General features: G+C 63.9%; 22 protein-coding genes and 1 pseudogene. 14 read left to right on the forward strand and 9 right to left on the reverse strand.

Translation table 11 applies throughout. From position 1 onward, the window contains the following. The first annotated feature begins 7 nt into the window (after window positions 1–7). Window positions 8–370: a DCC1-like thiol-disulfide oxidoreductase family protein gene (locus MTR72_RS19135; protein ID WP_280969435.1), complete on the forward strand. Its 363-nt coding sequence runs from the start codon at window positions 8–10 to the stop codon at window positions 368–370. A gap of 88 nt (window positions 371–458) precedes the next feature. Here MTR72_RS19135 and MTR72_RS19140 read toward each other — a convergent pair whose 3' ends face one another. Both MTR72_RS19140 and MTR72_RS19145 read right to left on the reverse strand, forming a co-directional pair. Beyond that, window positions 459–1664, reverse strand: coding sequence for a glycosyltransferase family 2 protein (locus MTR72_RS19140; protein ID WP_280985402.1), 1206 nt, complete (start codon window positions 1662–1664; stop codon window positions 459–461). A 570-nt stretch (window positions 1665–2234) separates the two neighbouring features. Continuing rightward, window positions 2235–2525 (reverse strand): hypothetical protein, encoded by a 291-nt coding sequence (locus MTR72_RS19145; protein WP_280969436.1) that lies wholly within the window; start codon window positions 2523–2525, stop codon window positions 2235–2237. Window positions 2526–3517: 992 nt separating this feature from the next. On the opposite strand from MTR72_RS19145, the gene MTR72_RS19150 reads away from it, so the two are divergent. After that, window positions 3518–4864, forward strand: a complete 1347-nt coding sequence (locus MTR72_RS19150) for an acyltransferase family protein (protein ID WP_280969437.1) — start codon at window positions 3518–3520, stop codon at window positions 4862–4864. Between the two features lie 134 nt (window positions 4865–4998). On the opposite strand, the gene MTR72_RS19155 is transcribed toward MTR72_RS19150, so the two are convergent. Continuing rightward, a complete protein-coding gene (locus MTR72_RS19155) occupies window positions 4999–5205 on the reverse strand; it encodes a hypothetical protein (RefSeq protein WP_280969438.1) in 207 nt (68 codons plus the stop codon). 192 nt (window positions 5206–5397) lie between these two features. Between MTR72_RS19155 and MTR72_RS19160 the strand changes: the two genes are divergently transcribed. Further along, window positions 5398–6288 carry an aldose 1-epimerase family protein gene (locus MTR72_RS19160; protein WP_280969439.1) on the forward strand — a complete coding sequence of 297 codons (891 nt, stop codon included), beginning with the start codon at window positions 5398–5400 and terminating at the stop codon, window positions 6286–6288. Between the two features lie 25 nt (window positions 6289–6313). On the opposite strand, the gene MTR72_RS19165 is transcribed toward MTR72_RS19160, so the two are convergent. Further along, a complete protein-coding gene (locus MTR72_RS19165) occupies window positions 6314–7489 on the reverse strand; it encodes an acyltransferase family protein (protein WP_280969440.1) in 1176 nt (391 codons plus the stop codon). A gap of 375 nt (window positions 7490–7864) precedes the next feature. Here MTR72_RS19165 and pgm point away from each other — a divergent pair, with 375 nt between their 5' ends. The 4 genes from pgm to MTR72_RS19185 all read left to right on the forward strand — a co-directional run bounded on the left by pgm (window position 7865) and on the right by MTR72_RS19185 (window position 12641). After that, entirely contained in the window at window positions 7865–9511 is a 1647-nt protein-coding gene (gene pgm / locus MTR72_RS19170; RefSeq protein WP_280969441.1) for a phosphoglucomutase (alpha-D-glucose-1,6-bisphosphate-dependent), read from the forward strand. Window positions 9512–9843: 332 nt separating this feature from the next. Next, on the forward strand, window positions 9844–10893 hold the full coding sequence (locus tag MTR72_RS19175; protein WP_280969442.1) for an aromatic ring-hydroxylating dioxygenase subunit alpha: 1050 nt from the start codon (window positions 9844–9846) through the stop codon (window positions 10891–10893). A gap of 4 nt (window positions 10894–10897) precedes the next feature. Beyond that, the gene (locus MTR72_RS19180; RefSeq protein ID WP_279371934.1) at window positions 10898–11650 is read left to right on the forward strand and encodes a GntR family transcriptional regulator; all 753 of its coding nucleotides are present in this window, start codon (window positions 10898–10900) and stop codon (window positions 11648–11650) included. Window positions 11651–11660: 10 nt separating this feature from the next. Further along, the gene (locus MTR72_RS19185; RefSeq protein WP_280969444.1) at window positions 11661–12641 is read left to right on the forward strand and encodes a PDR/VanB family oxidoreductase; all 981 of its coding nucleotides are present in this window, start codon (window positions 11661–11663) and stop codon (window positions 12639–12641) included. Between the two features lie 142 nt (window positions 12642–12783). Here MTR72_RS19185 and MTR72_RS19190 read toward each other — a convergent pair whose 3' ends face one another. After that, entirely contained in the window at window positions 12784–14745 is a 1962-nt protein-coding gene (locus tag MTR72_RS19190; RefSeq protein WP_280969445.1) for a putative bifunctional diguanylate cyclase/phosphodiesterase, read from the reverse strand. Between the two features lie 375 nt (window positions 14746–15120). Next, window positions 15121–15486, reverse strand: coding sequence for a nuclear transport factor 2 family protein (locus MTR72_RS19195; RefSeq protein ID WP_280969446.1), 366 nt, complete (start codon window positions 15484–15486; stop codon window positions 15121–15123). A 372-nt stretch (window positions 15487–15858) separates the two neighbouring features. On the opposite strand from MTR72_RS19195, the gene MTR72_RS19200 reads away from it, so the two are divergent. The 3 genes from MTR72_RS19200 to hemC are packed head-to-tail and all read left to right on the forward strand — an operon-like array spanning window position 15859 to window position 19138. Beyond that, entirely contained in the window at window positions 15859–16449 is a 591-nt protein-coding gene (locus MTR72_RS19200) for a TetR/AcrR family transcriptional regulator (protein WP_280969447.1), read from the forward strand. Window positions 16450–16506: 57 nt separating this feature from the next. Continuing rightward, entirely contained in the window at window positions 16507–18132 is a 1626-nt protein-coding gene (locus MTR72_RS19205; RefSeq protein ID WP_280969448.1) for a GMC family oxidoreductase, read from the forward strand. Between the two features lie 25 nt (window positions 18133–18157). After that, window positions 18158–19138 (forward strand): hydroxymethylbilane synthase, encoded by a 981-nt coding sequence (gene hemC / locus MTR72_RS19210; RefSeq protein ID WP_341510832.1) that lies wholly within the window; start codon window positions 18158–18160, stop codon window positions 19136–19138. 333 nt (window positions 19139–19471) lie between these two features. Here the strand turns inward: hemC and hemE are convergent, their stop codons facing one another. Continuing rightward, the gene (gene hemE, locus MTR72_RS19215) at window positions 19472–20506 is read right to left on the reverse strand and encodes a uroporphyrinogen decarboxylase (RefSeq protein ID WP_280969450.1); all 1035 of its coding nucleotides are present in this window, start codon (window positions 20504–20506) and stop codon (window positions 19472–19474) included. A 103-nt stretch (window positions 20507–20609) separates the two neighbouring features. Here hemE and MTR72_RS19220 point away from each other — a divergent pair. Together MTR72_RS19220 and MTR72_RS19225 are read left to right on the forward strand one after the other, a co-directional pair. Continuing rightward, a pseudogene (locus MTR72_RS19220) lies at window positions 20610–20878 on the forward strand (hypothetical protein). A 126-nt stretch (window positions 20879–21004) separates the two neighbouring features. Further along, a complete protein-coding gene (locus MTR72_RS19225) occupies window positions 21005–22909 on the forward strand; it encodes a diguanylate cyclase (RefSeq protein ID WP_341510854.1) in 1905 nt (634 codons plus the stop codon). Window positions 22910–22923: 14 nt separating this feature from the next. On the opposite strand, the gene MTR72_RS19230 is transcribed toward MTR72_RS19225, so the two are convergent. Next, window positions 22924–23142 carry a SlyX family protein gene (locus MTR72_RS19230; RefSeq protein ID WP_280969451.1) on the reverse strand — a complete coding sequence of 73 codons (219 nt, stop codon included), beginning with the start codon at window positions 23140–23142 and terminating at the stop codon, window positions 22924–22926. Continuing rightward, the gene (gene trhO / locus MTR72_RS19235) at window positions 23132–23884 is read right to left on the reverse strand and encodes an oxygen-dependent tRNA uridine(34) hydroxylase TrhO (protein ID WP_280969452.1); all 753 of its coding nucleotides are present in this window, start codon (window positions 23882–23884) and stop codon (window positions 23132–23134) included. Before trhO ends, MTR72_RS19230 begins: the two co-directional genes overlap by 11 nt. Before the next feature lie 202 nt (window positions 23885–24086). Between trhO and ggt the strand changes: the two genes are divergently transcribed. Together ggt and MTR72_RS19245 are read left to right on the forward strand one after the other, a co-directional pair. Beyond that, entirely contained in the window at window positions 24087–25673 is a 1587-nt protein-coding gene (gene ggt / locus MTR72_RS19240) for a gamma-glutamyltransferase (RefSeq protein WP_341510833.1), read from the forward strand. Window positions 25674–25846: 173 nt separating this feature from the next. Then, window positions 25847–26461 (forward strand): (2Fe-2S)-binding protein, encoded by a 615-nt coding sequence (locus MTR72_RS19245; protein ID WP_341510834.1) that lies wholly within the window; start codon window positions 25847–25849, stop codon window positions 26459–26461.

A 26461-nucleotide genomic window follows, 5' to 3' on the forward strand; every position in this document is an offset into this window, starting at 1 on the left:
CATTTGGGTGGTCTATGACGGCGAATGCCCGTTATGCAGCCGCTATGTTCTGATGTACCAGTTGCGGGAGCGGGGGCAGCGCGTCCACCTGATCGACGCGCGTTCGGAGCATTCGGTGGTCGGCGATGTCCGCGCGCGCAACCTCGATCTCAATGACGGCATCGTGGTTCGCTGGCGTGAGCGATATTACTACGGCGCCGAGGCAATGCATCTGCTGGCGACGCTCGCGGGTGAGGCAACCTTCTTCAACCGGGTCAACCGGCTCGTGTTCTCCCGGCCGCGCCTCGCGCGTGCACTTTATCCGGCGCTCGTGCGCGGAAGGAAACTTCTCCTCCGGCTTCTCGGCCGCAAGCTGATTGGTGAGAGCTGATCGTGGTGCACGCGCCAGTAAGCTGGCACCAGTTCCAAAGATACCATCAAACAGAAAGACAGGGCGCGATAACGATTCGAGGAAGGCTCTAGCGCGTGCCCGCTGCGCCGGAAGCGATCGGGTGCGGCTGTCGCGTCGCGGCCTCGTAGGTCGGGGAGAAGCGCATCAGGCCGCAAATGACGAGATCGTGCGACGATTTGTAGATCCGGCTTCCTGGATAGACGAGCTCGAACGACGGATCCTGAGCGAGCCGCTCCGCGTAGCGTCGATACTCGACCGATCCGCGGTAGTAGTTCCCGTCGCGGACGGCGGTGGCAACCTTGTCTGTGAAGTCGTGGAGAAACTTGAAATGGAGCAGGGCGCCCGTGACGTCGCCTGGCTTGCCGGGTGGGGCCATCAGGTGACCGGCGGCGATATAGCGACGGCCGGGCAACCAGCGCGCGAGCGGCACCTTGGTGAGCAGCGGTGGCTCCCAGCGCGTGATGTCGACTGCAGGCAGTAGCCGCGCCAGCCCGTGGGGTTCGAGCAGCCGTATGAGCGCATCGTAGATCGCGATCTTCGGGGGCATGGGCTCGTCATAGAACAGCCTCGCTCGCGCTCCGCCAATCAGGTAGTTGGTCGGAAAGCCGCGCCGACGGCGCTTCGCATAGGTATCTGAATCGAAGTAAGGGCAGAATGTGACGAGGCTCTCGCCGGCGCGGTAGCGCTCCGGGCCACCGAGCCAGCGCGGATACATGTCGACCATCTCCGCAGTCATGCAATCCGCGCCGGTGCTCTCCAGGTGGCCGCACAGCGATCGAAGATCAAAGTGTTCGCAGCCGGGGTAGACAAAGAGCTCGTCGGCGTCGAGCGTTAGTGCCCACCGTCCCGGCGCGAATTGGTCGAGCACGGCGCTGGTCCAGCGCGCACCACCACGCGATTCTGCAAACGGCTCGCGGATCTCGAACACGTGAACATCCGGCTGGTCGAGCAGGAATTCTCGCGTGCCGTCATCCGAGCGATCATCGATCGCGAGGAAGCGTTCGACCCCGAGCCGGCGGTGGTGGCGCAGGAAGTCGGGTAGCCGGAGCATCTCGTTGCGGAGTTTACCGACCGCCACGATCTCATCGGCACCGATATCGAGCGGCCGGGGATCGATCCGGTGAATAACGGGATCGGGACGTTGCGTCGGCCGTGATGCACGCGATCGTGTTGGCATCGAGAGAGCAACAGCCGCTTGGGTCGTTCCGATCGACGCTTGCAATGCGTCCCGTGCGCCGCTGTGGCGTGCTGCTGTTCTCGGCAGCAATTCCATTTGGATCCCCCGGCCAACCAAACCATTTTGGAGGTATTGTTAAGACAGGATACGATAAAAGACAGCGAAGATAGATGCCGTGGACGGTCATATTGTCCCAGCGAGTCGACCTACATTCCTAAGTCAATGTCGAGGCACAAATATGCGCTTCGTCTGCACAATGGAGGAATATCAGTCGACGGGTTTGCAGGGGCTGGTTCCAGATCCGCCTTCCGTTGCCACTAATTCCCAAACGGCTTGAATTGCCGCTGATGTCGCGTAAGTGGGTTGCACCGCTGGTTCCGTGAGAAGGTCGCGTCACACGATAGTGCGGAAGTAGCGGATCGTGGTGCGCGGCGTGGCTTGAGCGAGCGTCAACGAAACGGTGACAAGCGCGCAGGAAGAATGGGACATGACCGACGGTGCAACGGCTGGAAAATCCCGGAAAGACCTTGGTGGGGCGGGTTGAGAGCCTCGGCGCGGACAATACCGTTCGCGGCGCGCGCGATTGAGCAGACGTGAAGCTTTTGCGACAGGACGTCGCACTGCACGGTGCGACGAGATCCTCGGCGATCGCGGCCAGTGATTTGGCTAGAGTGCGGCTCGCGATTCAGGCAACGGCGGGGACGCTTCCGATTGCACCTGATCGAGTACCGAGAGGTTCTCGACGAGCAGATAGATCAGCAGGCTCGTGAAATAGGCGACCTGCATCACCACCGCGCTGACGAGGAATGCTGTTGCGCCAGTGGCAAAGCCCTGCTCGAGGCCCAAGTAGAATGCCGAAACCATGAGCAGCATTGTTGCGGGAATGAGCGCGTGCGCGCGAAAAAAGCGTCCCAAAAGGAGACCCGCCACGCCGCCTGCTATGATCAGCAAGACCAAGACCCACCCCTCCTGCCTATGCGCCGAGATGGCCCGGACACGGACATCGTCGCATTTCAACCACAGAACGGCTGAAAAGATACCAATTTCCCGCTGCGCCTGCTAGTCGGTTGGTACGCGTACCGTCAGGCCGCAGGCGGACCGCGGCACACTTTCCTGGAACATCCTCAACCGTTTAACAACTCGATCCCGTGGACTGTGGCCGCATTGGAGGCGTTGTCGCGGCCTCACCCTGAGCAGCCCGCGACAAGCGGGCGTCTCGAAGGATGGCCGCGGGCGAGAGCCGGGCTTTCATGGTTCGCCCGGCGATGCAAAGCATCGTCTGGAGACGCGCGTTCCGCGCTCCTCACCACGAGGGTCTTGTGACGCAGGAAGTCGAGATTAGCCCTTCTGCGTCCGCCGCTGCAGGAGCGCGACCAATTCCTCGAGACTCTGTTCGACGTTTGTAGGCTGTAAAGATCCGACATCGGCCTCGGGCCGATCAGCCTGGACGAGGTGCAAGTCTGCGCCGACAGGCTTCGTGGGTTTCGCTGGCTCCCATCCTTGAATGGATATGTCCTCAAACGTGCGCGTGATGTCGTGGTTCGTCCGCCGCTTTGCAGCCATTGGCGATTGAGACGCGGCATGTCGCGTCCTCGCGCGTTCATCCGAAGAAGAGTGCCAGGGTCTGGGCGCGGGCGAAATGTAGGGTTGGAATTTCAGGTATTCCGCATGTCGCTTGCGGGAGATCAGCCCACGTGTGCTGTAGCCGGCAGCGAAGCCAATCGCGAGTAGAACAACTATGATCAGGAGGCCCAGCATCAACTATACGTGCGCTCTCACAATTCTGCCTCAAAGCCAGCCCGCTGCCGTCTATCTCCCGTAATTGACTATTTGAAGGCACATTGTTCGCCGTGTCCGTTCTGGGCTGTGCCTATTTCAGGATCGTGTCCCGATGTGTCTGCGCTTTGTGCATGGTCGTTCGCAGTATCGCCATGGTCCGGTGAGCAAGCTTGGTTGATGGTCAATCGGCCTTCGGCACGGCACGCGTCGTGAGCAACGCGAAGGCCGTCGGCTCATGGGCCGTTCAATCAAGCCACAAGTGGCAAAACTCCGAAATGCTGAGATCGCCGATCTTGCTATTACAATCTCCAGATTCCGCCACCACGGCAGAAAGCGGCGCGCAGAAGATCGGAGCCGTCAACGGCCTTCGTGGAATCGCCATCATGATGGTGATCGTCTTTCACCTGTTTGTTCCATTTACATCCAGTACGCCGTCGTTTCCCGGCGAGCTCGATCCGAATGGTCTCCTTGCCATTGTCGCGAAGCACGGCTTCTTGGGCGTGAATATCTTTTTTGTGCTCTCTGGATTCGTCCTGTACCTTCCCTATCGCACGAAAAAGCGAGCGATCAATCGCCTGGCGGACTTCCCGGAGTTCTATTGGCATCGCGCCGCCCGGTTGCTTCCGCTGTACTATGTCGTCGTCCTCGTGACGGTTGCTCTCCACGCGAAGTCATCCGCTGGGTCGCACGCATGGTATCTAGAGCTCGGCGGACTTCTGTCGACACTTTTCATTTTTGTGCCGCATGGGTTTATGCCCCCCTCCAATCCGGTGTTGTGGTCCGTCGGTGTTGAAATCTGGTTTAGCCTTTTGTTTCCGCTGCTACTCCTTCTGATCGCGCGGTGGAGCCTCGAAAAGTTGGCGCTGTTGAGCGTCATTGTCTGCTCAGTCTTCGTGGTGGTCGGCAATCTCATCGCGGTCGATCGGATCGGCATATTTCGCCCATTTGTGGGCGGCATCTTCGGGTCGTGTTACCAATTCATTTTTGGAATGTTGGTTTGCGATCTTTACGTCAGGTCCAGGGAAAGTGCCTCGCTCAGGCGATTCTGTCCGCGCGGGCTGGTGCCCGGGGTCCTGCTGATGATTGGCGCCATATACGTCAAGGATAACGGCCCTTGGGTAGTGAGTATTCTCTACGCAACGACGTTTTGCGCCGGGTTTTCCATGGTGTTGCTTGCGGTCCTATCCGGGGCATGGTTCACAAATCGCGTGTTCGAGGCATGGGCATTTCAAGTCATTGGATGCATGTGCTACAGCATCTATGCGTGGCATTCGATCATCATGGTTGAAATGATCCCGCCGGATACGTCTTCGTTGAAAGACACGCTTCGATTGTCATTGCCGTATGTCGCGACAATGATCGCGCTGAGTGCTTTGAGCTATCGCTACATTGAGTTTGGTCATCAGCGCGATTGGAGGGCCTTGTTCTTGTTGCGCAAGTCCAAGTCCAGCGAGCTCGCTGGCGCTCGGATATCCGGTCGGAATGACGCCGAGTCTAAGCCGATTGCATCGTCGTGAGAGATCTGATGAAGCCCTGCGGCTGCTTCGGCGTCAGGGTCGTTGCATCGCTCGAGAACAGGGGCGACGCCCTGCGCTCGGGCCGCCGAATTTCTGGCGCTGGTTGACGCGCTGATTGGCGAGCGGATGACGCGTCAGTGTGCGATGCGCGGACGTGGGCCGGTGTCGGGTTCTCCCGCGGCCACGCTGTTTAGCGTCCGTTCGATCCGCCGCTTCACCTTGGCGAGGTCATGGTCCACGGCTGCATTCCGCAGTATCATATTGCGCTCGGGATCGGGATGCCCTGAGAAGGACATCGCGAGCGAGCCCGCCAGAAGCAGCGCTGTCACGGAGGTGGTCATGTCGGCAATCCAGCCCGACAATGCGGCGAATTGTTGCCGGCGAGCCTCAAATTCAGTTCAGCGTCGGCAGATAGGCGATGACGTTGGCGCGACCGTCGGCGTTGGGCAATTCGGTATGGTCCGCTCGAGCAAGCCTGCCGCTCCTCGGGGCGGCAGCCTCGGTAGAGCTCGACTGCCTCCACGGGGATGATCATGACCGACGATACGCATGTGATCCAAAGTGGCCGCCTCACCGCGATCATCAAGGCGCACGGCGCCGAGCTGTGCTCGCTCAGGGACGAGGACGGCGTCGAGTTCATCTGGCAGGCGGGGCCGGCCTGGCCGCGCCATGCGCCGCTGTTGTTTCCGATCGTCGGTCGCCTCGCGAGCGACGTGTTGCGGCACCGGGGCAAGACCTACCGCATGACCCAGCACGGCTTTGCGCGCGACCAGCGCTTTGCGTGGGCGGAGCGCGAAGCCAGCCGCTGCGTGTTGGTGCTGAACGACAGCGAGGCGACGCGTGCGCTCTATCCTTTCGCATTCCGCCTGGTCGCGACCTACGTCCTCGACGCCGCAGGGCTCGAGGTGGCGCTCAGCATTGTCAACACAGGCGGAGAGATGCTGCCGGCTTCGCTCGGCGGTCATCCCGCCTTCAACTGGCCGCTCCAGCCGACACTGTCCAAGGAGAGCTATGCGCTGACATTTGCAGACGAGGAACCGTTTCCCATTCGGCGTCTCGACGGCGGGCTGCTGCGCGCAGCGCCTGCGCAAAGTCCGGTCCAGGGCAAAGTGCTCGGCCTGTCCGAAGCCCTGTTTGCCGATGACGCGATCATCTTCGCTCCGATCAACAGCGCCTCGGTCCGCTATGCGGCCCGGCGGGGTGCAGCGCGGGGACCATGGCTCGAGATGTCCTGGTCCGGCTTTCGCGAGCTCGGCGTCTGGTCAAAGCCGTCGGGGGCGCCGTTCCTCTGCATCGAGCCCTGGCGCGGCTATGCGAGTCCCTCCGGCTTCGACGGCGAGTTCAGCGACAAGCCGGGCCTGATGCGGATCGCGCCGCGCGCGGAAGAAGTGCTGTCCTTCCGCATCCAGGTCGGCATGTCCTGAAGCGCCGCGGACCGCGCGGAGAGTTTCACGCGCCCGCGCTGCGGCCGTTCAGGGCAACGCCTGCAGGAGCCATCGTTTCCGCGCGCACCACAGGCTTGGCCGTCGAGGTCAGGCGGTGCGCCAGGTCCTGCGCGCGACGCTCGATCAGATGCCAGGTCGCACGCGCGACGAGGTAGCTGAGCGCCGCAGTGACCGCGTAGGCTGCAAGCAGCGAGACCAGCCCGCCTGGCAGCGGCCAGATGCGATGCAAGCCAAAGATGACAGCGAAGTGCGACAGATACATCGAGTAGGAGTTGCGGCCGAGCGCCTCGAGCGGCCACCAGCTAATCGAAAAGCGGATGCAGCCGAACACCAGCGCGCCGAGCACGAGGTTGATCATCAGATAGTTGAACTCGTGCGACCCGGTGGCGTGGTCGGCGACGAAGGACAGCGCAATGAAGGCGGCGAAGATCGCGGCATCAGACTTCGCAAAGCCGTCGCGGAGCGAGAAGAACAGCGCGCAGCCCACCAGGAAGATCGGAAGCTGGTTCAGGAAGCTCAAGTGAAGCGCGTTCCAGACGAAGGCCTCGTTGCCAGCCCCGTAATAGGATGAGAACAGTGTGTAGGCCGCCGGTTTGAACAGGCAGACATTGACGAGATGGAGCAGAATCGCGAGCGCAAGGTAGAGATGACGGCGCGATCCGAACGCGGTGATCACGAACGGGAAGACGAGATAGAACGTCATCTCCGCCGCGATCGACCAGTCGCCCGGAACGACGCTGTTGATGCTGTCCGGCCAGAAGCCGTGCAGGAACGTTGCGGTCAGGATGACCTGGTGAGGTCCGATGCCGCTCGGAGCGTTGTAGCTCGGCCCGGTGCCGTTGAGGACGAGGTAGAACGGGATCGCGAGCCAGAACAGCGGCGCGATGCGCAGGAAGCGCCGGGTGTAGAATTTGCGGGTCGGGCTCGTTTCCGATGCGCGCTGCGTCCACATCAGGCACATCGTCATGGCGCTGACGAAGTAGAACACGTTGACGCCGACCCAGCCGCAGACGAACGTGAAATCGACGGCGCGGATGCCGGACGGGAAGGACTGCGAGACGTGGATCGCCATCACACCTGCGATCGCCAGGCCACGCAGGAAATCGAGCGTATGTGAACGGCCGAAGGGTGTCGTGCCTCCATCGGTTCGACCGGCAGCCAACCGGGTCTGCCCTTGCATTACGCCTGCTCCGTCGTTTCGCCGATTGTCTCGCTCTTGCGAGGGCAAACCATATAGGCGGATCTCCCGATTCCGAAGCCGAAGACTTTCTTTACGTTAACCGCCTCTTGAGTCGATCAGGGATGAATCGGAATAGGCTCGGCGGTTGTGCCGGCTCCGGACGCCTGCAGTGCTGCTAAATGGCAGAATGGATTCCGGGCTCGCGCCAGGTAGCGCGCGCCCGGAATGACAGTTCGGAGTCCTCGAAGGATGGCGGGATATACAGTCTTTCGCCGAAGGAACGCGTACCCCATCGCGCGTGTTGTGGGTTGGCGGGGGCGCGGCCGATGCTATGGTGTCCCGCAATCTCTGCACGACAGGACGAGGATATTTCCAGTGGCTGATGTTCATCCCGCGGCGGGCAAGCAGGTCTCGCCGGACGCGCTCGCCAATATTCCGCGGCTCGTCACCGCCTATTTCGCCAACAAGCCGGATGCGGGCGACCCCGCGCAGCGGGTGGCGTTCGGCACCTCCGGCCATCGCGGCACCTCGCTGAAGAACACCTTCAACGAGGGCCACATTCTTTCGACCACGCAGGCGATCTGCGACTACCGCCGCGAGAAGGGGCTGACCGGGCCGCTGTTCATCGGCATCGACACCCACGCGCTGGCCGAGCCGGCACTCGCCAGCGCCGTCGAGGTGTTCGCGGCCAACGGCGTCGAAGTCATGATCGACAAGGACGGCGGCTACACGCCGACGCCGGTGATCTCGCATGCGATCCTGACCTACAACAAGGGCCGCGCCAGCGGCCTTGCCGACGGCGTCGTCATCACGCCCTCGCACAATCCGCCCGAGGACGGCGGCTACAAATACAATCCGCCGCATGGCGGGCCCGCCGACACCGATGCGACCTCCGTGGTCGAGAGGCGCGCCAACGCGTATCTGGCCGACGGGCTCAAGGGCATCGCGCGCATGGACTATGCCAAGGCGCGCAAGTCCTCGACCGTCCACGCCTACGACTTCATCGCGCCCTACGTCGCCGATCTCGGCAACGTCGTCGATCTCGATCTGGTCAGGTCGGCCGGCATCAATATCGGCATCGATCCGCTCGGCGGCGCTGCCGTGCATTACTGGCATCCGATCATCGATCGCTACGGCCTGAAGGCCACGGTGGTGAACGAGGCGATCGATCCGACCTTCCGCTTCATGACGCTCGACTGGGACGGCAAGATCCGCATGGACTGCTCCTCGCCCTACGCCATGGCGAGCCTGATCGGGATGCGCGACCGCTTCGACATCGCCTTCGCCAACGACACCGACGCCGACCGCCACGGCATCGTGACGCGCACCGGCGGCCTGATGAATCCGAACCATTATCTTGCGACCGCGATCGCCTATCTGTTCGCGCATCGCCCGAACTGGGGCAAGGACGCCGCGATCGGCAAGACGGTGGTATCGAGTTCGATCATCGACCGCGTCGCCAGGAAGCTCGGCCGCAAGCTGGTCGAGACGCCCGTTGGCTTCAAATGGTTCGTCGAAGGCCTCCTTGGTGGATCCTTCGGCTTCGGCGGCGAGGAGAGTGCAGGGGCCTCGTTCCTCCGGCGCGACGGCACGGTCTGGACCACCGACAAGGACGGCATCATCCTCGGCCTGCTCGCCGCGGAGATCATGGCGAAGACCGGCCGCGATCCCAGCCAGCTCTTCAATGATCTCACCGCCGAATTCGGCGTGCCTCATTACGAGCGCATCGATGTCGCGGCGAACACGGCCCAGAAGAACGTGCTGAAATCGGTGACGCCGGAGCAGCTCGGCCTGAAGGACCTCGCCGGTGATCCCGTCCGCGCCACGCTGAGCAAGGCGCCGGGCAATGGCCAGCCCTTCGGCGGCATCAAGGTCGAAACCGATTTCGGCTGGTTCGCCGCGCGCCCGTCAGGAACAGAGGATGTCTACAAGATCTACGCCGAGAGTTTCCGTAGCACCGATCACCTGAAGCGGATTCAGGAAGAGGCCAAGGCGGGGTTGGCGAAGGTGTTTGGGGCATAAGTCGCGCGATGTAAGTCCCGTTCTTGTCCTCCCTTAGAGGGGGAGGTGTCGCCCGTATCGTGCGACGTCATCACGGGCGAGTAGGTGTCGTCGTATCGTGCGACGTCATCACCCGCGAAAGCGGGTGATCCAGTATTCCAGAGACCATCGTTAGATACGGAGACGCCGCGGCGTACTGGATTTCCCCGCCTTCGCGGGGAATGACCATTTCGACCATTTATGTATACATAACGTAGCATAGAGGTAGAATAATACGCTAGCTTTGGCCTTGAACGATTTCGGTCTTCAGTTATTGTATACATAACGTATGCATAACCGTGGGAGTGAGACCGGTGACAAAACCCTTCCCGATGAACGCCTGGTACGCCGCCGCCTGGGACGCCGAGGTGAAAGCGGCGCTGCTGCCGCGGACGATCTGCGGCAAGCATGTCGTGATGTACCGAAAGGCCGATGGCTCGGTGGCCGCGCTGGAGGATGCCTGCTGGCATCGTCTGGTGCCGTTGTCCAAGGGACGGCTCGAAGGCGACACCGTCGTCTGCGGCTATCACGGCCTCAAGTACAACGCGCAAGGGCGCTGCACCTTCATGCCATCGCAGGAGACCATCAACCCGTCGGCCTGCGTCCGCGCCTATCCCGTGGTCGAGCGTCACCGCTACATCTGGCTCTGGATGGGCGATCCCGCGCTCGCCGATCCGGCACTCGTGCCCGACATGCACTGGAATCACGATCCGGCCTGGGCCGGCGACGGCAAGACCATTCACGTCAATTGCGACTATCGCCTCGTGCTCGACAATCTCATGGATCTCACCCATGAGACCTTCGTGCACGGCTCCTCCATCGGCAATGACGCGGTCGCCGAAGCGCCGTTCGACGTCACCCATGGCGAGAAGACGGTGACGGTGACGCGCTGGATGCGCGGCATCGAGGCGCCGCCGTTCTGGGCCAAGCAGCTCGGCAAGCCTGGCCTGGTCGATCGCTGGCAGATCATCCGCTTCGAGGCGCCATGCACCATCGCCATCGACGTCGGCGTGGCGCCGACAGGCACCGGTGCGCCCGAAGGTGACCGCTCGCGAGGGGTCAACGGCTTCGTGCTCAACACCATCACGCCGGAAACCGAGAAGACGTGCCATTATTTCTGGGCTTTCGTCCGCAACTATCGCCTTGGCGAGCAGCGCATCACCACCGAGATCCGCGAAGGCGTGTCCGGCATCTTCCGCGAGGACGAGCTGATCCTCGAAGCGCAGCAGCGCGCGATGGACGAGAATCCGGATCGCGTCTTCTACAATCTCAACATCGACGCCGGCGCGATGTGGTCGCGCAAGCTGATCGACAAGATGGTGGCGAAGGAAAACGCGCCGCAGCATCTCCAGGCCGCGGAGTAGGGACATGGCCGAGCGCGAGGTCGACCGCTCCGTCTCGCAGACCGTGAAGGCGCAGCTTGCGCTCCGCGACCAGATCCTGTCGGGTGCCTTGCGCCCGGGCGAGCGCATCTCCGAGTTGCAGGCGGTGGAGACGACCGGCGCCTCGCGGACGCCGGTACGCATGGCACTGGTGCGGCTCGAGGAGGAAGGCCTGTTGGAAGCGATCCCTTCCGGCGGCTTCATGGTGAAGGCGTTCTCCGAGCGCGACATCTCCGACTCCATCGAGCTGCGCGGCACGTTGGAGGGGCTTGCTGCGCGCTTTGCCGCCGAGCGCGGCGTCTCCGCGCGCGAGCTCGAACCGCTGAAGGAATGTCTTGCGGCGATCGATGAATTGCTGCGTCAGGTGCCGATCTCGGTCGACGCGTTCTCGTCCTATGTCACGCTGAATGCGCGCTTCCACGCGCTGCTCACGGAATTGTCGCGCAGCCCGCCCTTGATCCGGCAGATCGATCGCGCCTCCGCGCTGCCGTTCGCCTCGCCCAGCGGCTTTGTAATGGCGCAATCTGCGCTGCCGGAGGCACAGCAGATCCTGATCATCGCCCAGGAGCACCATCGCGTCGTGGTCGACGCGATCGAGAACCGCGAGGGCGCCCGCGCCGAAGCCGTGATGCGCGAGCATGCGCGTCTCGCCGTGCGTAACCTGCGGCTTGCGCTGCGCAACCGGACGCATCTCGACCTCTTGCCGGCGCTCGCGCTGATCAAGACCGCAACCGATTGAGAGGAGTACCATGCGCTTCATCGAAAGCTGGACTCCGGCCACGCTGGTATCGACGCGCAAGCTTGCGCCTGACATCCGCGAATTCCTGATCCTGCCGGATCAATTCGACGGCGCCGCCTATCCGGTCGGCAGCCATATCAATGTGAGCGTGACCATCGACGGCCAGCCGGAGACGCGGTCCTATTCGCTGGTCGGCGAGGCCTCGCCTCGTGGCTTCCGGATCGCGGTGCGCCGCGCCGAGGATTCCCGCGGCGGCTCGCGCTACATGTGGCAGCTCGCCCCGGGCGCGCGGCTCGACATCACGCAGCCCGCCTCGCTGCTCGCGGTCGACTGGGCGCGCGAACACTATTGCCTGATCGCGGGCGGCATCGGCATCACGCCGATCGTCGGCGCGGCCCAGGCGCTGGCGCGGCGAGGGGTGAATGTCAGGCTGCACTATGCCGTGCGGTCGCGCGGCGATGCCGCCTATCTCGATGACCTCGCCGGTCTGCTCGGCGATCGCCTGGTCGTCCATGCCGGCGACGAAGGCAGGCGGCTCGATCTCGACGCGCTGTTTGCCTCAGTGCCGCCGGGCGCGCTGACGCTGTTCTGCGGCCCGATGCGGATGTTGGACGCCGCGCGCCACGCCTGGATCGCCGCAGGCCATCCGCTCCCTGATCTCCGCTACGAGACCTTCGGCTCCAGCGGCACGCTGCCGACCGAGACGTTCCGCGTCCGCCTGAAGGACTCCGGCGTCGAGCTCGAAATCCCGCGCGAGCGCTCGATGCTGGACGTGCTCAATGCCAGCGGCCACGAGGTGATGTACGACTGCAAGCGCGGCGAATGCGGTCTGTGCGCCATCGACGTGGTCGAGGTCGAGGGCGAGATCGACCACCGCGACGTCTTCTTCAGCGATCATCAGAAAGAGAGCAACCAGAAGATCTGCGCCTGCGTCTCGCGCGCCCGCGGCACCATCACGGTCGACACGCTGCTCCGAGCGGATGCGATCTGAGGTGGCTGCTCGGCCTTCATGGTTCGAGACGCGCCGTAAGGCGGCGCTCGTCACCATGAGGGTCTAAAGTCTCGCCGCGAAGATCGGCCTCATCCTGAGGAGCCCGCCGAGGGCGGGCGTCTCGAGGATGGCCGCAGAAGACTTACGCCGCGTAGGTCGCGCGGCGTTTCTTCGGGTCGAGCAACGCCAGCACCTGCTCGGCCGATGCCGGCCGGCCGATGAGATAGCCCTGGACTTCGTCGCACTGGGTCTGACGCAGATATTCGAGCTGGTCGGCGGTCTCGACGCCTTCCGCGACCACGCCGATCTTCAAGTCGCGCGCAAGCGAGATCACCGACTTCACGATCGCGGCGCAGTCCGGCTGCACCAGCATGTCGCGGATGAAGGACTGGTCGATCTTGATCCGGCTGAACGGCAGCTTGCGCAAGTAAGTCAGTGACGAGAACCCGGTGCCGAAATCGTCGAGCGCTACCGTGACGCCGAGTTGCAACAGGGCGTTCAGGATCGAGGCCGCCGAACCATACTTCGACAGCAGCATCGATTCCGTGATCTCGATCTCGAGCCGATGTGGGGCGATCTTCGCATCGGCAAGCGCCTGCACGATGGTCTGCAGGATTCCCGTGTTGTGAAATTGCGCCGCGGAGAAATTTACGGCGACCCTGATATCCTCCGGCCAGTGCGCCAGCGTCGCGCAGGCGCGCCGGATGGCCCATTCGCCGATTTCGTGGATCAGCCCGGTCTCTTCCGCGATCGGAATGAACTCGCTCGGCGGGACCAGTCCGCGCGAGGGATGCTGCCAGCGCAGCAGCGCCTCGAAGCCGGTGATCCGGCTTTCGCCGAGATGGAGGAACGGCTGGTAGACCAGGAACAGCTCGTTCCGCGCGACCGCGCCTTCCAGATCCGATTGCAGCGCCTTGCGGTCGCGCGACGCCTTGTCGTCGCTGATCTCGAAGAAGCGGACCGTGCCGGGTCCGGCCTTCTTGGCCCGGTAGAGCGCGGTGTCGGCATTCTTCATGATGTCGAGCGTCGTGTTGCCGTCGCGCGGTGCCAGCACGATGCCGACGCTGGTCGCGCCGACGATCTCGCGGCCCTCGATCGTGAACGGCTCGGCGAAGGCTGCAGCGAAGCGTTCGGCGATCTCGAGCGCATCCTCGGGGCGCGCCAGGTTCGCCATCACCAGCGCGAACTCGTCGCCGCCGATGCGTGCGACATGCTCGGCCGCACGGGTACAGCGCTGCAGCCGGCTCGCAACCTGGACGAGGTATTCGTCGCCGGCGGGATGGCCGAACTTGTCGTTGATCTCCTTGAAGCGATCGAGGTCGAGAAGAAGCACCGCGAACTCCTCGCCGGACAGCGCCAGCCTCTTCAGGGCGGCATCGAGCGTCTCGTTGAAGGCAAAGCGGTTGGGTAGCTGGGTCAGCGGGTCCTGTCGCACGTTGCGTTCAGTCTCGATCTGCCGCATCACGCGATGCGTGAACGCGAACGAATTGACGAACACGCCACGCAGCAGCACCGATCCGTAGACCGCCACCAGGATGGCGATCAGCAGATAGGCAAGATCGTCGCTGCGGCCGAGACAGATGGCGATGCCGACGAAGAGCGGCGTCGTGAAAGCGATGGCCGCGATCGGGATCGTGGCGAAGGCGAGCGCGCCGCCGGCCAGCATCCCGGAGCACAGGCAGGTGATGATGAGCTTCCCGCCGGTGTCGGCATTGGCGAAGAAGGCGACCGGCACGATGCCCCAGGCCGTGCCGAGGATGAAGGCATTCCGTACGAGCCGGTACACGGCGCGGCGCGACACGAATTGCGGTTTGGTGATGCGGCGCGACGCGCGGGATTGCAGGCCGAATGCGACCGCGGCACCGGCGACGATGATCGCCCAGACCAAGGCCAGCTTCCAGTCCGGCGAATGCCACAGGGCGATGGCGAGCACGGCTGCATTGCATGCATTGGCGAGCATGATGCCGACGGAATAGCCGAGCACGAGCGACATCTGCTCGGCGCGGATGTGGCCGGCGACAGCTTCGTCCGTTGCGGGTCCGCCGAACGCGGACAGATCGCCGGCGAACAGCCGTGCGAAATAGGAGGTCAGTTGGGTCCGCATTCCAGAGCCTGCAGCAACATTGGCCGTATTTCCGGCTCGACCCGGAGAATTCGCTGCAAAGCTTTGACGAACTATGAATTATCCCCGCTGTCCGGCCTCGCCGCGATCACTTCTCGGTGCCCAAGCATTCGTATCGATAACAAATCGATACAAATGCGGGTGATGCTGCGAGAGCGCCTTTGCCCCCACTACGACCGCTGTCATCGCCCGCCTTGTGCGCAATTGCGCACTGGGGCGGGCGATCCAGTATTCCAGAGACAGCGACGAATACGGATAGGCCGCGGCGTACTGGATGCCCCGCCTTCGCGGGGCATGACAGCCCTTTCTCAACAATTGATTTCGTTCACGTATCTAGCGCTTGCGTCCGCGGCGCGGTCAGCGCCCCATTTGCTTCGGATCGTAATAGAACCGCTCTTCGATTAGCTCATCGCCGCGCCAGGTCTGCCAGGCGATCTCCTCCAGCGTCCGCGTGACGCCTTCCGCATTGGTGAAGCTGAAAATCCAGCGCGTGGCGACGTTGTCGCCCTCGATCAGGCTCGGCCCGATGCGGACGGCCTTGACCTCCTTGAAAGCGGCGAGCACGCCGCGTTCCTTCGCGGCCAGCTTGTCACGCCCGATTGTCGGCTCGGCATTGTTTTCATAGGTGGCGGCATCGGGCACGTAAAACTGCTCGACTGCGCCGACGAAATCCCCGGCCTCCAGCCGTCCTGCAAAGGCTTCCACGATCCCACGGCTCGGCATGCGACACCTCACGATAAAAACAGACTGTTAGTCGGTAAATACCGACCGTTAGTCGAAAAGTCAACTGATTTAGCCGCGCACGCTCGTGCCCCCTTCTCCCCTTGTGGGAGAAGGTGGCATAGGCGGCCTTTGGCCGCCGTTCTTAAGAACGCCGAAGCGAAGCTTCGGCTACGGCGCCGGATGAGGGGTTGCTTCAGCAAACTCGAATGTAAGAGGGAGTTCGCGGAAAGAGACCCCTCACCCGTCTCGCCGCTGCGCGGCGAGCCACCCTCTCCCACAAGGGGAGAGGGTGCAGCGTCGGCGCGGCGCGTGGTGCTCAGGTCATTGCAGCACTGACTGGCTGCGTGCGCCGAATTCGACTAGAGGAGACGTATGGCAAAACAGGCGGAACGGCGGGCTGCAACATCGGAGGCGATCCTGACGGCGGCGCGCCGCCTGTTCGGGACCCAAGGTTTTGCCGCCACCACCATGGACGAGATTGCCGAAGCCGCCCGCGTCGCGAAGGGCGCGGTGTATCATCACTTCAAGACCAAGGAGGCGGTGTTCGAGGCGGTGTTCGATCTCGTCTCGCGCGACCTCGTCATCGAGATCGATCGCGCCGCGCGGACCGAGAAGGACGTGCTCGCCGCGATGGTCGCCGGCACGCAGCATTATTTTGCCGCGACCGCCAAGGGTCCGACCGGTCAGATCATCCTGCGCGACGGCCCGGCGGTGCTCGGCTGGGAGCGCTGGCGCGAGATCGATGCGCAGCATTTCGGCGGCAAGCTGCCGCGCGCCATCGCTGCGGCCATGGAAGCCGGCCTGATCGCGCGTCAACCGGTCGAGCCGCTGGCGCGGCTGCTGCTGGGCGCCGTGACTGAAGCCGCGGTCGCCTGCGCCGGACGCGCGGATATCGCAAGGGCCGGAGCGGAATATGCCCGTGCGTTCAAGTCGCTGGTCGAGGCGCTGCGCCTTGCCGAATGATTGTGCTAAGTGACGAAAACGGAAACGCCTACCAACCAACAACAAGAACAGCACGACATGAACGCAAATTCTCACCCCGCGCCGTCCGATCCGCAATTCGACTACATCATCGTCGGCGCCGGCTCTGCCGGCTGCGTGCTCGCCAACCGGCTCTCTGCGAACGGCAAGCACACCGTTCTGCTGCTGGAAGCGGGGCCGAAGGACGCCAACATCTGGATCCACGTGCCGCTCGGCTATGGCAAGCTGTTCAAGGAGAAGACCGTCAACTGGATGTACCAGACCGAGCCGGAACCCGAGCTCAAGGGACGTCAGGTGTTCCAGCCGCGCGGCAAGACGCTGGGCGGATCGAGCTCGATCAACGGCCTGCTCTACGTCCGCGGCCAGCATGAGGACTACGACCGCTGGCGCCAGCTCGGCAACACCGGCTGGGGCTATGACGACGTGCTGCCCTATTTCAAGAAGGCGGAGAACCAGGCACGCGGGGCCAGCGAATTCCACGGCAGCGACGGCCCGCTGCCGGTATCGGACATGATCATGACCGATCCGCTGTCAAAGGCTTTCATCGATGCCGCCGTCCAGACTGGTCTGCCCTACAACCCGGATTTCAACGGCGCCTCGCAGGAGGGCGTCGGCCTGTTCCAGACCACGACGCGCAACGGCCGCCGCGCCTCCACGGCGGTAGCCTATCTCGGCCCGGCCAAGACCCGCGGCAATCTCAAGATAGAGACCGGCGCCCTCGGCCAGCGCATCCTGTTCGAAGGCCGGCGCGCGGTCGGCGTCGAGTACCGGCAAGGCGCTCAGCTTCGCCGCGCCCGGGCGCGCAAGGAGGTCGTGCTGTCGAGCGGCGCCTACAACTCGCCGCAGCTCCTGCAGCTCTCCGGCGTCGGTCCCGCCGATCTCCTGCGCAAGCACGGCATCGACGTGGTGCTGGACGCGGAGGGCGTCGGCCACGATCTTCAGGACCACATGCAGGTCCGCATCGTGATGCGCTGCTCGCAGAAGATCACGCTGAACGACACCGTCAATCATCCGATCCGCCGCACGCTCGAAGGCGCGCGTTATGCGCTGTTCCGCAAGGGTTGGCTGACGATCGCAGCGGGTACCGCAGGGGCGTTCTTCAAGACCAGCCCGCGGCTCGCCTCGCCCGACATCCAGGTCCACTTCCTGCCGTTCTCGACCGACAAGATGGGCGAGAAGCTGCACGATTTTTCCGGCTTCACTGCCTCGGTGTGCCAGCTCCGGCCCGAGAGCCGCGGCAGCCTGCGGATCAGAAGCGCCGATCCGACCGTGCCGCCGGAAATCCGCATCAACTACATGTCGACCGAAACCGACCGCACGACCAACGTCGAAGCCCTGAAGATCCTGCGCAAGATCCTGGGCGCGCAGGCGCTGAAGCCGTTCGTGGTCGACGAGGTCGATCCGGGCGCGAAGGTATCCACGGATGCGGAACTGCTGGATTTCTGCCGCGAGCGCGGCAGCACCATCTATCATCCGACCTCGACCTGCCGTATGGGCAATGATGCGCTGGCGGTGGTCGATCAGCGGCTGAAGGTGAAGGGCCTCGTCGGCCTTCGCATCGTCGATGGCTCGATCATGCCGGACCTCGTGTCCGGGAACACCAATGCGCCGATCATCATGATCGCGGAAAAGGCCTCCGACATGATATTGGAGGATGCGCGGTAACCACGCGCTTCGAAAGGATAAAGAGTTGGCTACGCGACTTAAGATCGGCACGCGCAAGAGCGCGATGGCGCTGGCACAGACGGAAGAGATCGCGCGCCGCCTGACCGCCGCCATGCCCGATCTCGAAATCGAGATCGTCAAGTTCGACACCACGGGCGATCTCGATCAGACCAACAAGCTGTTACCGCATGGCGGCAAGGGCGGTGCCTTCGTGGCGCAGATCCGCGCCGCCGTGCTGTCGGGCGAGTTGCAGGCGGCGATGCACTCGCTGAAGGACATGCCCGGCAACGAGGACACGCCCGGCCTCGTGATCGGCGCCACGCTCTCCCGCGATCCGCCCGGCGATGCGCTTGTGCTGCGCCACGGCGTGACACTGGAGGCGCTGCGTCAGTCGCGCGGCAAGGGCTTCAAGATCGGCACCAATGCGGTGCGGCGCGCGGCCTATGCCCGCCGGCTGTTTCCGCAAGTGGAGGTGATCCACTTCCGCGGCGCCGCCGACACGCGCGTGCGCAAGCTCGACAATGGCGAGAAGCAGCGTCTGCCGGATGGCGGCGCGGTGGGACCGGCGGACGCGCTGATCATGGCGCGCTCGGGACTCGATCGCGTTGGTCTTGCGAGCCGCATTGCCTACGAGTTCACACCTGCGGAGATGCTGCCCGCCGCGGGCCAGGGCATCGTCGCCGTCGAATGCGCGGCGCAGGACTGGGAGACGCGGCGCATCCTCGCATCGATCGACGATCCGGCCGCGCATGCCTGCGCCGATGCCGAGCGCGAGGTGCTGTGGGTGCTCAACGGCCACTGCAACTCGCCGGTGGCGGGTTACTCGACCATCGACGGCGATCGGATGTCGCTCACCGCATCCGTGCTCGATCTGTCCGGCAATACCATCATCGAAGCCGCGCAATCAGGGCCCGCCAACCGCCCGCGCGAGCTCGGCCGCGCGGTCGGGCTCGAGCTGCTCGCCAAGGGCGCAGCCGAGATCATCGAGCGCAGCCGGCCGCGGTAAGCCCGCCGCAAAACGACGTCGGCGCGATCATGGAATCGTGCTCCTGTTTTGCCCGACGTGTCAAATGCCTTCGCTGCGGGACTCTAGGCCATGCCGGACGAAATCCTTCAATGATTTCTACTTTGCATGGGGTTGTTTTCGAGTTTTTTGTTGGAGCGTGCGACTCCCGGCTGCGGTCACATCGAAACGGTTGGTCGCCACGCGGCACACTGCGCCCTCTCCCCCCTTGCGGGGGAGAGCTGGAGAGGGGGTAGCCACAATGAACGCTGGGTGCTTGTGGCTACCCCCTCCCTGACCCGCAAGGGGGGAGGGAACGGAAAGAGCGTGGACGCTTCATCCCCGCACGCGCTTCAGCATCTGCTCGACATGGGCGATCGGCGTTTCCGGCTGGATGCCGTGGCCGAGATTGAAGATCAACCTTCCTTCGGCAAAATTTGCCAGCACGTTGTCGACGGCACGGTCGAGCGCATCGCCGCCGGTGATCAGCACCAGGGGATCGAGATTGCCCTGCACGGCAACGCGCGTCTGCACGCGCTCGCGGATGAAGGCTGGCTCTGCGGTCCAATCGATGCTGACGGCGTTGACGCCGGTTGCCTCGACATAGGGTGGCAGCAGTGCGCCGGCGCCGCGGGGAAAGCCGATGATTTTTGCGTCCGGCACCTTGGCGCGCACGCCCGCGACGATGCGCCGCGTCGGCTCGATTGACCAGCGCGCGAACTCGGCCGGCGGCAAGACGCCGGCCCAGGTATCGAAAATCTGCAAGGCGTCGGCGCCGGCGGCGAGTTGCGCCAGCAGATACTCGATCGAGTTCTCGACGAGGACATCGATGATCGTCGAAAATGCCTCAGGATGCCGATAAGCCATTGTCCGCGCCGGCGCCTGGTCCGGCGTGCCGTGGCCCGCGACCATATAGGTTGCGACCGTCCACGGCGCGCCGCAGAATCCGATCAGCGCAACCTTCGGATCGAGCGTGCCGCGCACGATGCGCAAGGCCTCGAACACCGGCGCGAGCTTGGTGAAATCGGCGCGTGGCGCCAGCGTGGCGGCCTTGCCGGGATCATCCAGCGGCTCCAGGCGCGGACCTTCCCCGACCTCGAAGCGCACGGAGCGGCCGAGTGCGTAGGGGATCACCAGAATGTCGGAGAAGATAATCGCCGCATCGAAGCCGAACCTTCGGATCGGCTGCAGCGTGACTTCGGCGGCAAGTTCCGGAGAAAAGCAGAGATCGAGGAAGCCGCCGGCCTTCGCACGGACCTCGCGGTATTCGGGCAGATATCGGCCGGCCTGCCGCATCATCCAGACCGGCGGAACGGCTTGGCGCTGGCCGGAGAGCACGTCGATGAAGGGTTTCGTCGCTGATTGGGGCACGAACTGTCCTGATGGTTGCGGTTCCTGATACACCGCCAAAGGCGTGAGCGAAACAGGGGAACCGGTGCAAATGGGGCGCGTTGGTCAGCCGACGGAGGCGATCATGGCTGCACGATTCAATCCCGCGCCGCATGACAAGCATGCAGAGGATCCGCGCAAGGCGCTCGCCGCGGATCGCGAGACCCAGGCCAAGCTTGACGCCGGACTGGTCGACACCTTCCCTGCGTCGGATCCCGTCAGTGCCGCCCAGCCGACGCCCTCGAAGGCCGACACTGAGCCGACAACGCTTCGCTCTGGGAGAAGGTTAAGGCCGACTTCAGCTCCGGGTTAGGGGACCGCCGGTTTCCGATAGGCTTGATAATACCTTGTTAGCGATCTGCGGACGATTGCGTCCGTAGGAGTACGGAAAGCCCGCATATCGCGGTGAATCTCGGCGGCAATTTCAGGGTTCGATAACAGAAGCGGCGGAGTTTCCGAATGATCGGAGAATCCTGCCGCATGGACGTCGTCTCACAGAGAGCCGGATGGAGTCGCCTGCCGCTACGGGCGGCGGCGTTCGTCGTGCTGACTTGCACGGCGATCCTCGGCGTCAGTGGCTGGCGCGAATGGAGTGCGCGCGAGGCGGTGCTCAAAGGCGCCGAGACGGAGATGGCCAACGTCGCCCGCTCGCTGACGCAGCACGCCGAGGACAGTCTCGATCTGCTGGATTCCGGGGTGGTCGGTGTCGTCAGCCGGCTGGAGATGGACGGTACCGATCCAGCCACCATCGGAAAGCTGCGGAATCTCCTGGAGGCGCGCAAGAAGGCGGTCGCGCGCATTCACAGCCTTGCCATCATCGACGACAAGGGCAACTGGCTGACCAGCTCGGGCGCGGTCACTTCGACGCTCAGCGACGACGAGTTCTTCCGTCATCACGAGTTTTCGCCGAGGCGGGAGGCCTATGTCGGCCGCCCTGTGAAGAGCCTTATGGACGGCGAATGGGTCGTCACCCTGTCCCGCCGCTTCAACAAGCTGGACGGCAGCTTCGGCGGCGTCGTGCTGGCGACCATCAGCGCCAACTATCTCTCGCATTTTTACGAGCAGTTCGAGATCGGCCGCAACAGCTCGGTGACGCTTGTGCACGGCGACGGCCTGATCATCGCGCGCAGCCCGAGCAACGACAAGTTCGTGGGCCGCAGCGTCGCCGATACGCCGCTGTTTCGGGATCCTACTCTGCAGCGGCCTGGTGGCGCCTATCATTTCAGGTCGCTGCTGGACGGCCTCGAGCGCGTCAGCTTCTTCAAGCGCAGCGGCCGCTATCCGCTCGTCCTGCTAGCCACAGTCGACAAGGAGGAATTGCTCGCGCCGTGGCGTGCGGCGGCGATCTCCCGCATGCTCTACGTGCTTGCGCTGGTGATGCTGATCGCCATCATCGGCGCGGTGCTGGTGCGGCAGTTGCAGCGCGGCCAGCGCATGGCGGCAGCCCTTAGCGAGAAGGAGGCTCATTTCCGCCTGCTCGCGGAAGGCTCGAGCGACATGGTGACCCGCATCGGGCTCGACGAGCGGCTGCGCTATGTCTCGCCCTCCTCGGTTCGCGTCGTCGGCTGGCGCGCCAATCAGCTTATCGGAACGCAGGCGCTCGCCGGCATCCATCCGGACGACCAGCCGCAGGTTCAGGCCATCGTCGATGCCATGAAACGTGGCGAGAAGGATGAGGCGCGGGTCACCTACCGCAACGCGCACCGGCTGAACTCCGAGGTATGGCTCGAATCGACCATGCGGGTGACGCGCGAGGACAATGGCGCCGTCGACGGCGTGGTCGCGATCTCGCGCGACATCACTGAGCAGAAGAAGCTGGAAACCAGGCTCGAGACCCTTGCGATCGAGGACAGCCTCACCGGGCTCGCCAACCGCCGCCGCTTCGACGAACGCCTCAACGAGGAATGGGCGCGCGCTTATCGCGACCGCTCGAGCCTTGCCCTCTTGATGATCGACGTCGATCACTTCAAGGCCTACAACGACGAATATGGCCATCCCGCGGGCGATGCCTGCCTGCGTGTGGTTGCGAAGATTCTGTCGGCCGAGATGCAGCGCGCCGGCGATCTCGCGGCGCGCTATGGCGGCGAGGAGTTCGCCATGCTGCTGCCGAACACCGATGCGGCCGGTTGCGCGCGGATCGGCGAACGGATTCGCCGGGCGATCCGCGCGGCGGATCTCGTCCATACGTCCAATCAGGCCTCTAGCTGTGTCACCGCCTCGCTTGGCGGCGCGGCGTGCCGGCCGGCACTCGAGCGTACCGCAGGGGGAGCATTGCTGGTGGAAGCCGCCGATCGTGCGCTCTACACCGCCAAGGCATCCGGCCGCGACCGCCTGATGATGGCGGGCGAGGTGACGAACCTGTTGCCCAAGGCTTCCGGCTTCTAAAGGCCTATGGTTTTTCAGTAGTGCGGCGGCCGCTCATTGGCGGGTCCCGGCGCATTGGCTTCGGCCTCCTGGAGCCGTTCGGCGAGCTGCGCGATCTGCCGCGTCAGCGCGTCGATCTGCTTCCATTGCGCCGTGATGGTCTGGTTCAGCGTTTCGATGGTGTCGTCTTGATAGGCGAGGCGCGTCTCCAGCGTGTCGATACGTTCGCTCAACGCCTTGATCTCATTCGTCACGTGCGCGCCCCTTGTCTCGTTCGCGCAGGCCGTGTCCGAGCGCCACGCGCTCGTCGAACACGAAGCATTCGCCGCGCCAGCGGCTCTGCGCCTCGGGCACCTCTTCCAGGTATTTCAGGATGCCGCCCTTGAGGTGATAGACTTCGGCAAAGCCGCGCGCGAGCAGATGCGCGCTTGCCTTCTCGCAGCGGATGCCACCGGTGCAGAACATCGCGATCCTGCGGTGTCTTGCGGGATCGAGCTGCCTTGCAGCAAAGTCCTTGAACTGGCCAAAGCTCTTGATGCCGGGATCGACTGCGCCCTCGAACGTGCCCATTGCGACCTCGAAGGCGTTACGGGTGTCGAGCACGAGCGTGTCGGGCGCCGCGATCAGCGCATTCCATTCGGCGGCGTCGACATAGATGCCGACTTGGCGCGTCGGGTCGGCGGCCTCATCGCCGAGCGTGACGATCTCCTTCTTCAGCCGCACCTTGAGCCGGCCGAACGGCATCGCTGCGGCGGTGGAGAACTTCAATTCGAGATGGTCGAGCCTGCCGCCGAACATGTCGCCGTGTGCCAGCTCATGGGCAAACGCGTCGATCGCGTCGGGCGCACCCGCGATGGTGCCGTTGATACCCTCTTGGGCCAGCAGCACGCTGCCTTTCAGGGACAGCCCGGCGCAGAACGCGCGCAGCGGCTCGCGCAGCTCGCGGTAATCGGGCAGGGCGGCAAACTGGTAGAAGGCGGCGACCTTGTAAGCCATGTTCTGACACGTCATGGCGCCCATTTAGCAGGCGGCCGGCACCCGGAAAACCCGCAAGCGGGCCGTCTATTCCCGCAGCGGATGGCAGCCTTTCGCTGGTATGCCAGCCATTGCCGCGTCCGGCCTGAATGTGTCATGTAGACGCGGTTTTTTCGGGATGGCGCGCGAGGCGCGCGCCAGCGGCAAGAGAGCAAGAATTGGCATGAGAAACTTCCATTTCCCCGGCAGGTCCACGGTCCACGCCACCAACGCGATGGTGGCGACGTCGCATCCGCAGGCCTCGCTCGCCGCGATCGAGGTGCTGCGGGAGGGCGGTACTGCGGTGGACGCGGCGGTCGCGGGCTCGGCGGTCCTCGGTGTGATCGAGCCGCAATCGACCGGCATCGGCGGCGACTGCTTCGCGCTCATCCAGCCGCGCGGCGAGGGCAAGATCATCGCCTATAACGGCTCCGGCCGGGCGCCGAAGGCGGCGAACGCCGACTGGTATCTCGAGCGCAAAATCCACTCGGTGCCGCTGACCTCGGCCCATGCGGTCTCGATCCCCGGCGTGGTCGACGCCTTCGCCACCGTGCTGCGCGACCACGGCAAGTTCGGCTTCGACCGCCTGTTCCAGCCCGCGATCAAGGCGGCGGAAGAGGGCTATGTCGTCGCGCCCCGCATCGCCTTTGACTGGAAGAACCAGTTCGAGAAGCTGAAGAACGGCACCAACACCGAGCGTTATCTGTTGCCGCACGGCAAGCCACCAGTGGCCGGCGACGTCATTCGCCAGCCCGAGCTCGGCAAGACGCTGCGGGCGATCGCCAAGGACGGCCGCGACGCCTTCTACAAGGGACAAATCGCGGAAGACATGGTCGAGACCCTGCGCGGCATCGGCGGCCTGCACACGCTCGACGATTTTGCTGCGCACACCACCGAGGTGACGACGCCGATCGGGACCACGTACAAGGGCTACGACGTCTGGCAGTGCCCGCCGAACGGACCCGGCGTCACCATGCTGTTGATGCTGAACATCCTGTCGCGGTTCGACCTGACCAAGTTCGCGCCGCTTAGCGTCGAACGCTTCCATCTCGAGGCCGAGGCCGCGCGGATCGCCTACATGAATCGCGAGATGCATGTCGCCTCACCCGATCACATGAAGATCAACGTCGCCGAGATGCTCGCGACGGGCTTTGCCGACGAGTACATCAGCAAGATCCGCATGGACGGCCTGCTCGAATTGCCGAACGTCGCGCCGCCGATGAATCCCTCGACCATCTACATCACCGTGGTGGACAAGGACCGCAACGTCTGCTCGTTCATCAATTCCATCGCGCATTCCTTCGGCTCGGCGATCGTCTCCAACAAGACCGGCGTCTTGTTCCAGAACCGCGCCGGCGGTTTCCGCATCCAGCCCGGTCATCCCAATTGCATCGCGGGCGGTAAGCGCCCGCTCCACACGATCATGCCGAGTCTCCTCACCAAGGGCGGCCGTTCGGTGATGCCGTTCGCCGTGATGGGCGGCCAGTATCAGCCGACCGGCCAGACGCATGTGCTGACCAACATCCTCGACTTTGGCTGCGACCTGCAGGAGGCGATCGACATGCCGCGCGGCCTGCACTACGAGGGCCAGTACCAGCTCGAGGACAGCGTGCCGGCGGCGATCGTCGAGGGACTGAAGAAGCTTGGGCACAAGACCACGAGCGTGGTCGGCCCGCTCGGCGGTGCCCAGGCGATCTGGATCGATTGGGACAAGGGCACACTCACTGGCGGTTCCGATCCGCGCAAGGACGGCTGCGCGCTCGGCTATTAATCTCAGCGTTGCGCGAGGCGAAGTTCCTCGCGCGATCAGGAAAAGTTGACGGCGGGCGACGCAGCATCTGCTGCGTCGCCTGATCTCGTTCGGAACAGAGCTCATTGGCCCAAGTTAAGGGGCGATGAGCGGTGCAGGCGTGCGCTGCTTTGCTCAAGCGGCGGAGGCCGTCCATGTCCGAAAATTCAAGTTCCAAATCATCCGGATTCGATCGCCGCGCGTTCATCGCCGGCGCGGCCGGCAGCGCGCTTGTTCCGATGACCGCGCGCGCCGCTGCGGCGGATGCGAGTTCACCGCCCGCGCAGGATCCCGCGCTCCCCGTCGACGTGACGTTGCGGGTGAACGGCAATGACAAGCATCTACTCATCGACGCGCGCACCACCGTGCTCGATGCGCTGCGCGAACATCTCGGGCTCACCGGCAGCAAGAAGGGATGCGATCATGGTCAGTGCGGTGCTTGCACGGTGCTGATCGGCGATCGGCGCGTGGTGTCGTGCCTGACCCTCGCGCTCGCGGCTGAAGGCCACGAGATCACCACGATCGAGGGGATCGCCACCGATGACCACCTGCATCCGATGCAGCAGGCTTTCGTCGACAACGACGCCTTCCAGTGCGGCTATTGCACGCCCGGACAGATCATGTCCGCCGTCGCTTGCGTGAAGGAGGGCCATGCTGGCAGCGATGCCGACATCCGCGAATACATGAGCGGCAACATCTGCCGCTGTGCCGCCTATCCCAACATCGTCGCCGCCGTGAAGCAGGCTGCGCCCGAGATCATGAAAGGCTAG

It is taken from the genome of Bradyrhizobium sp. ISRA442 (assembly GCF_038085055.1).
Taxonomy (GTDB): domain Bacteria; phylum Pseudomonadota; class Alphaproteobacteria; order Rhizobiales; family Xanthobacteraceae; genus Bradyrhizobium.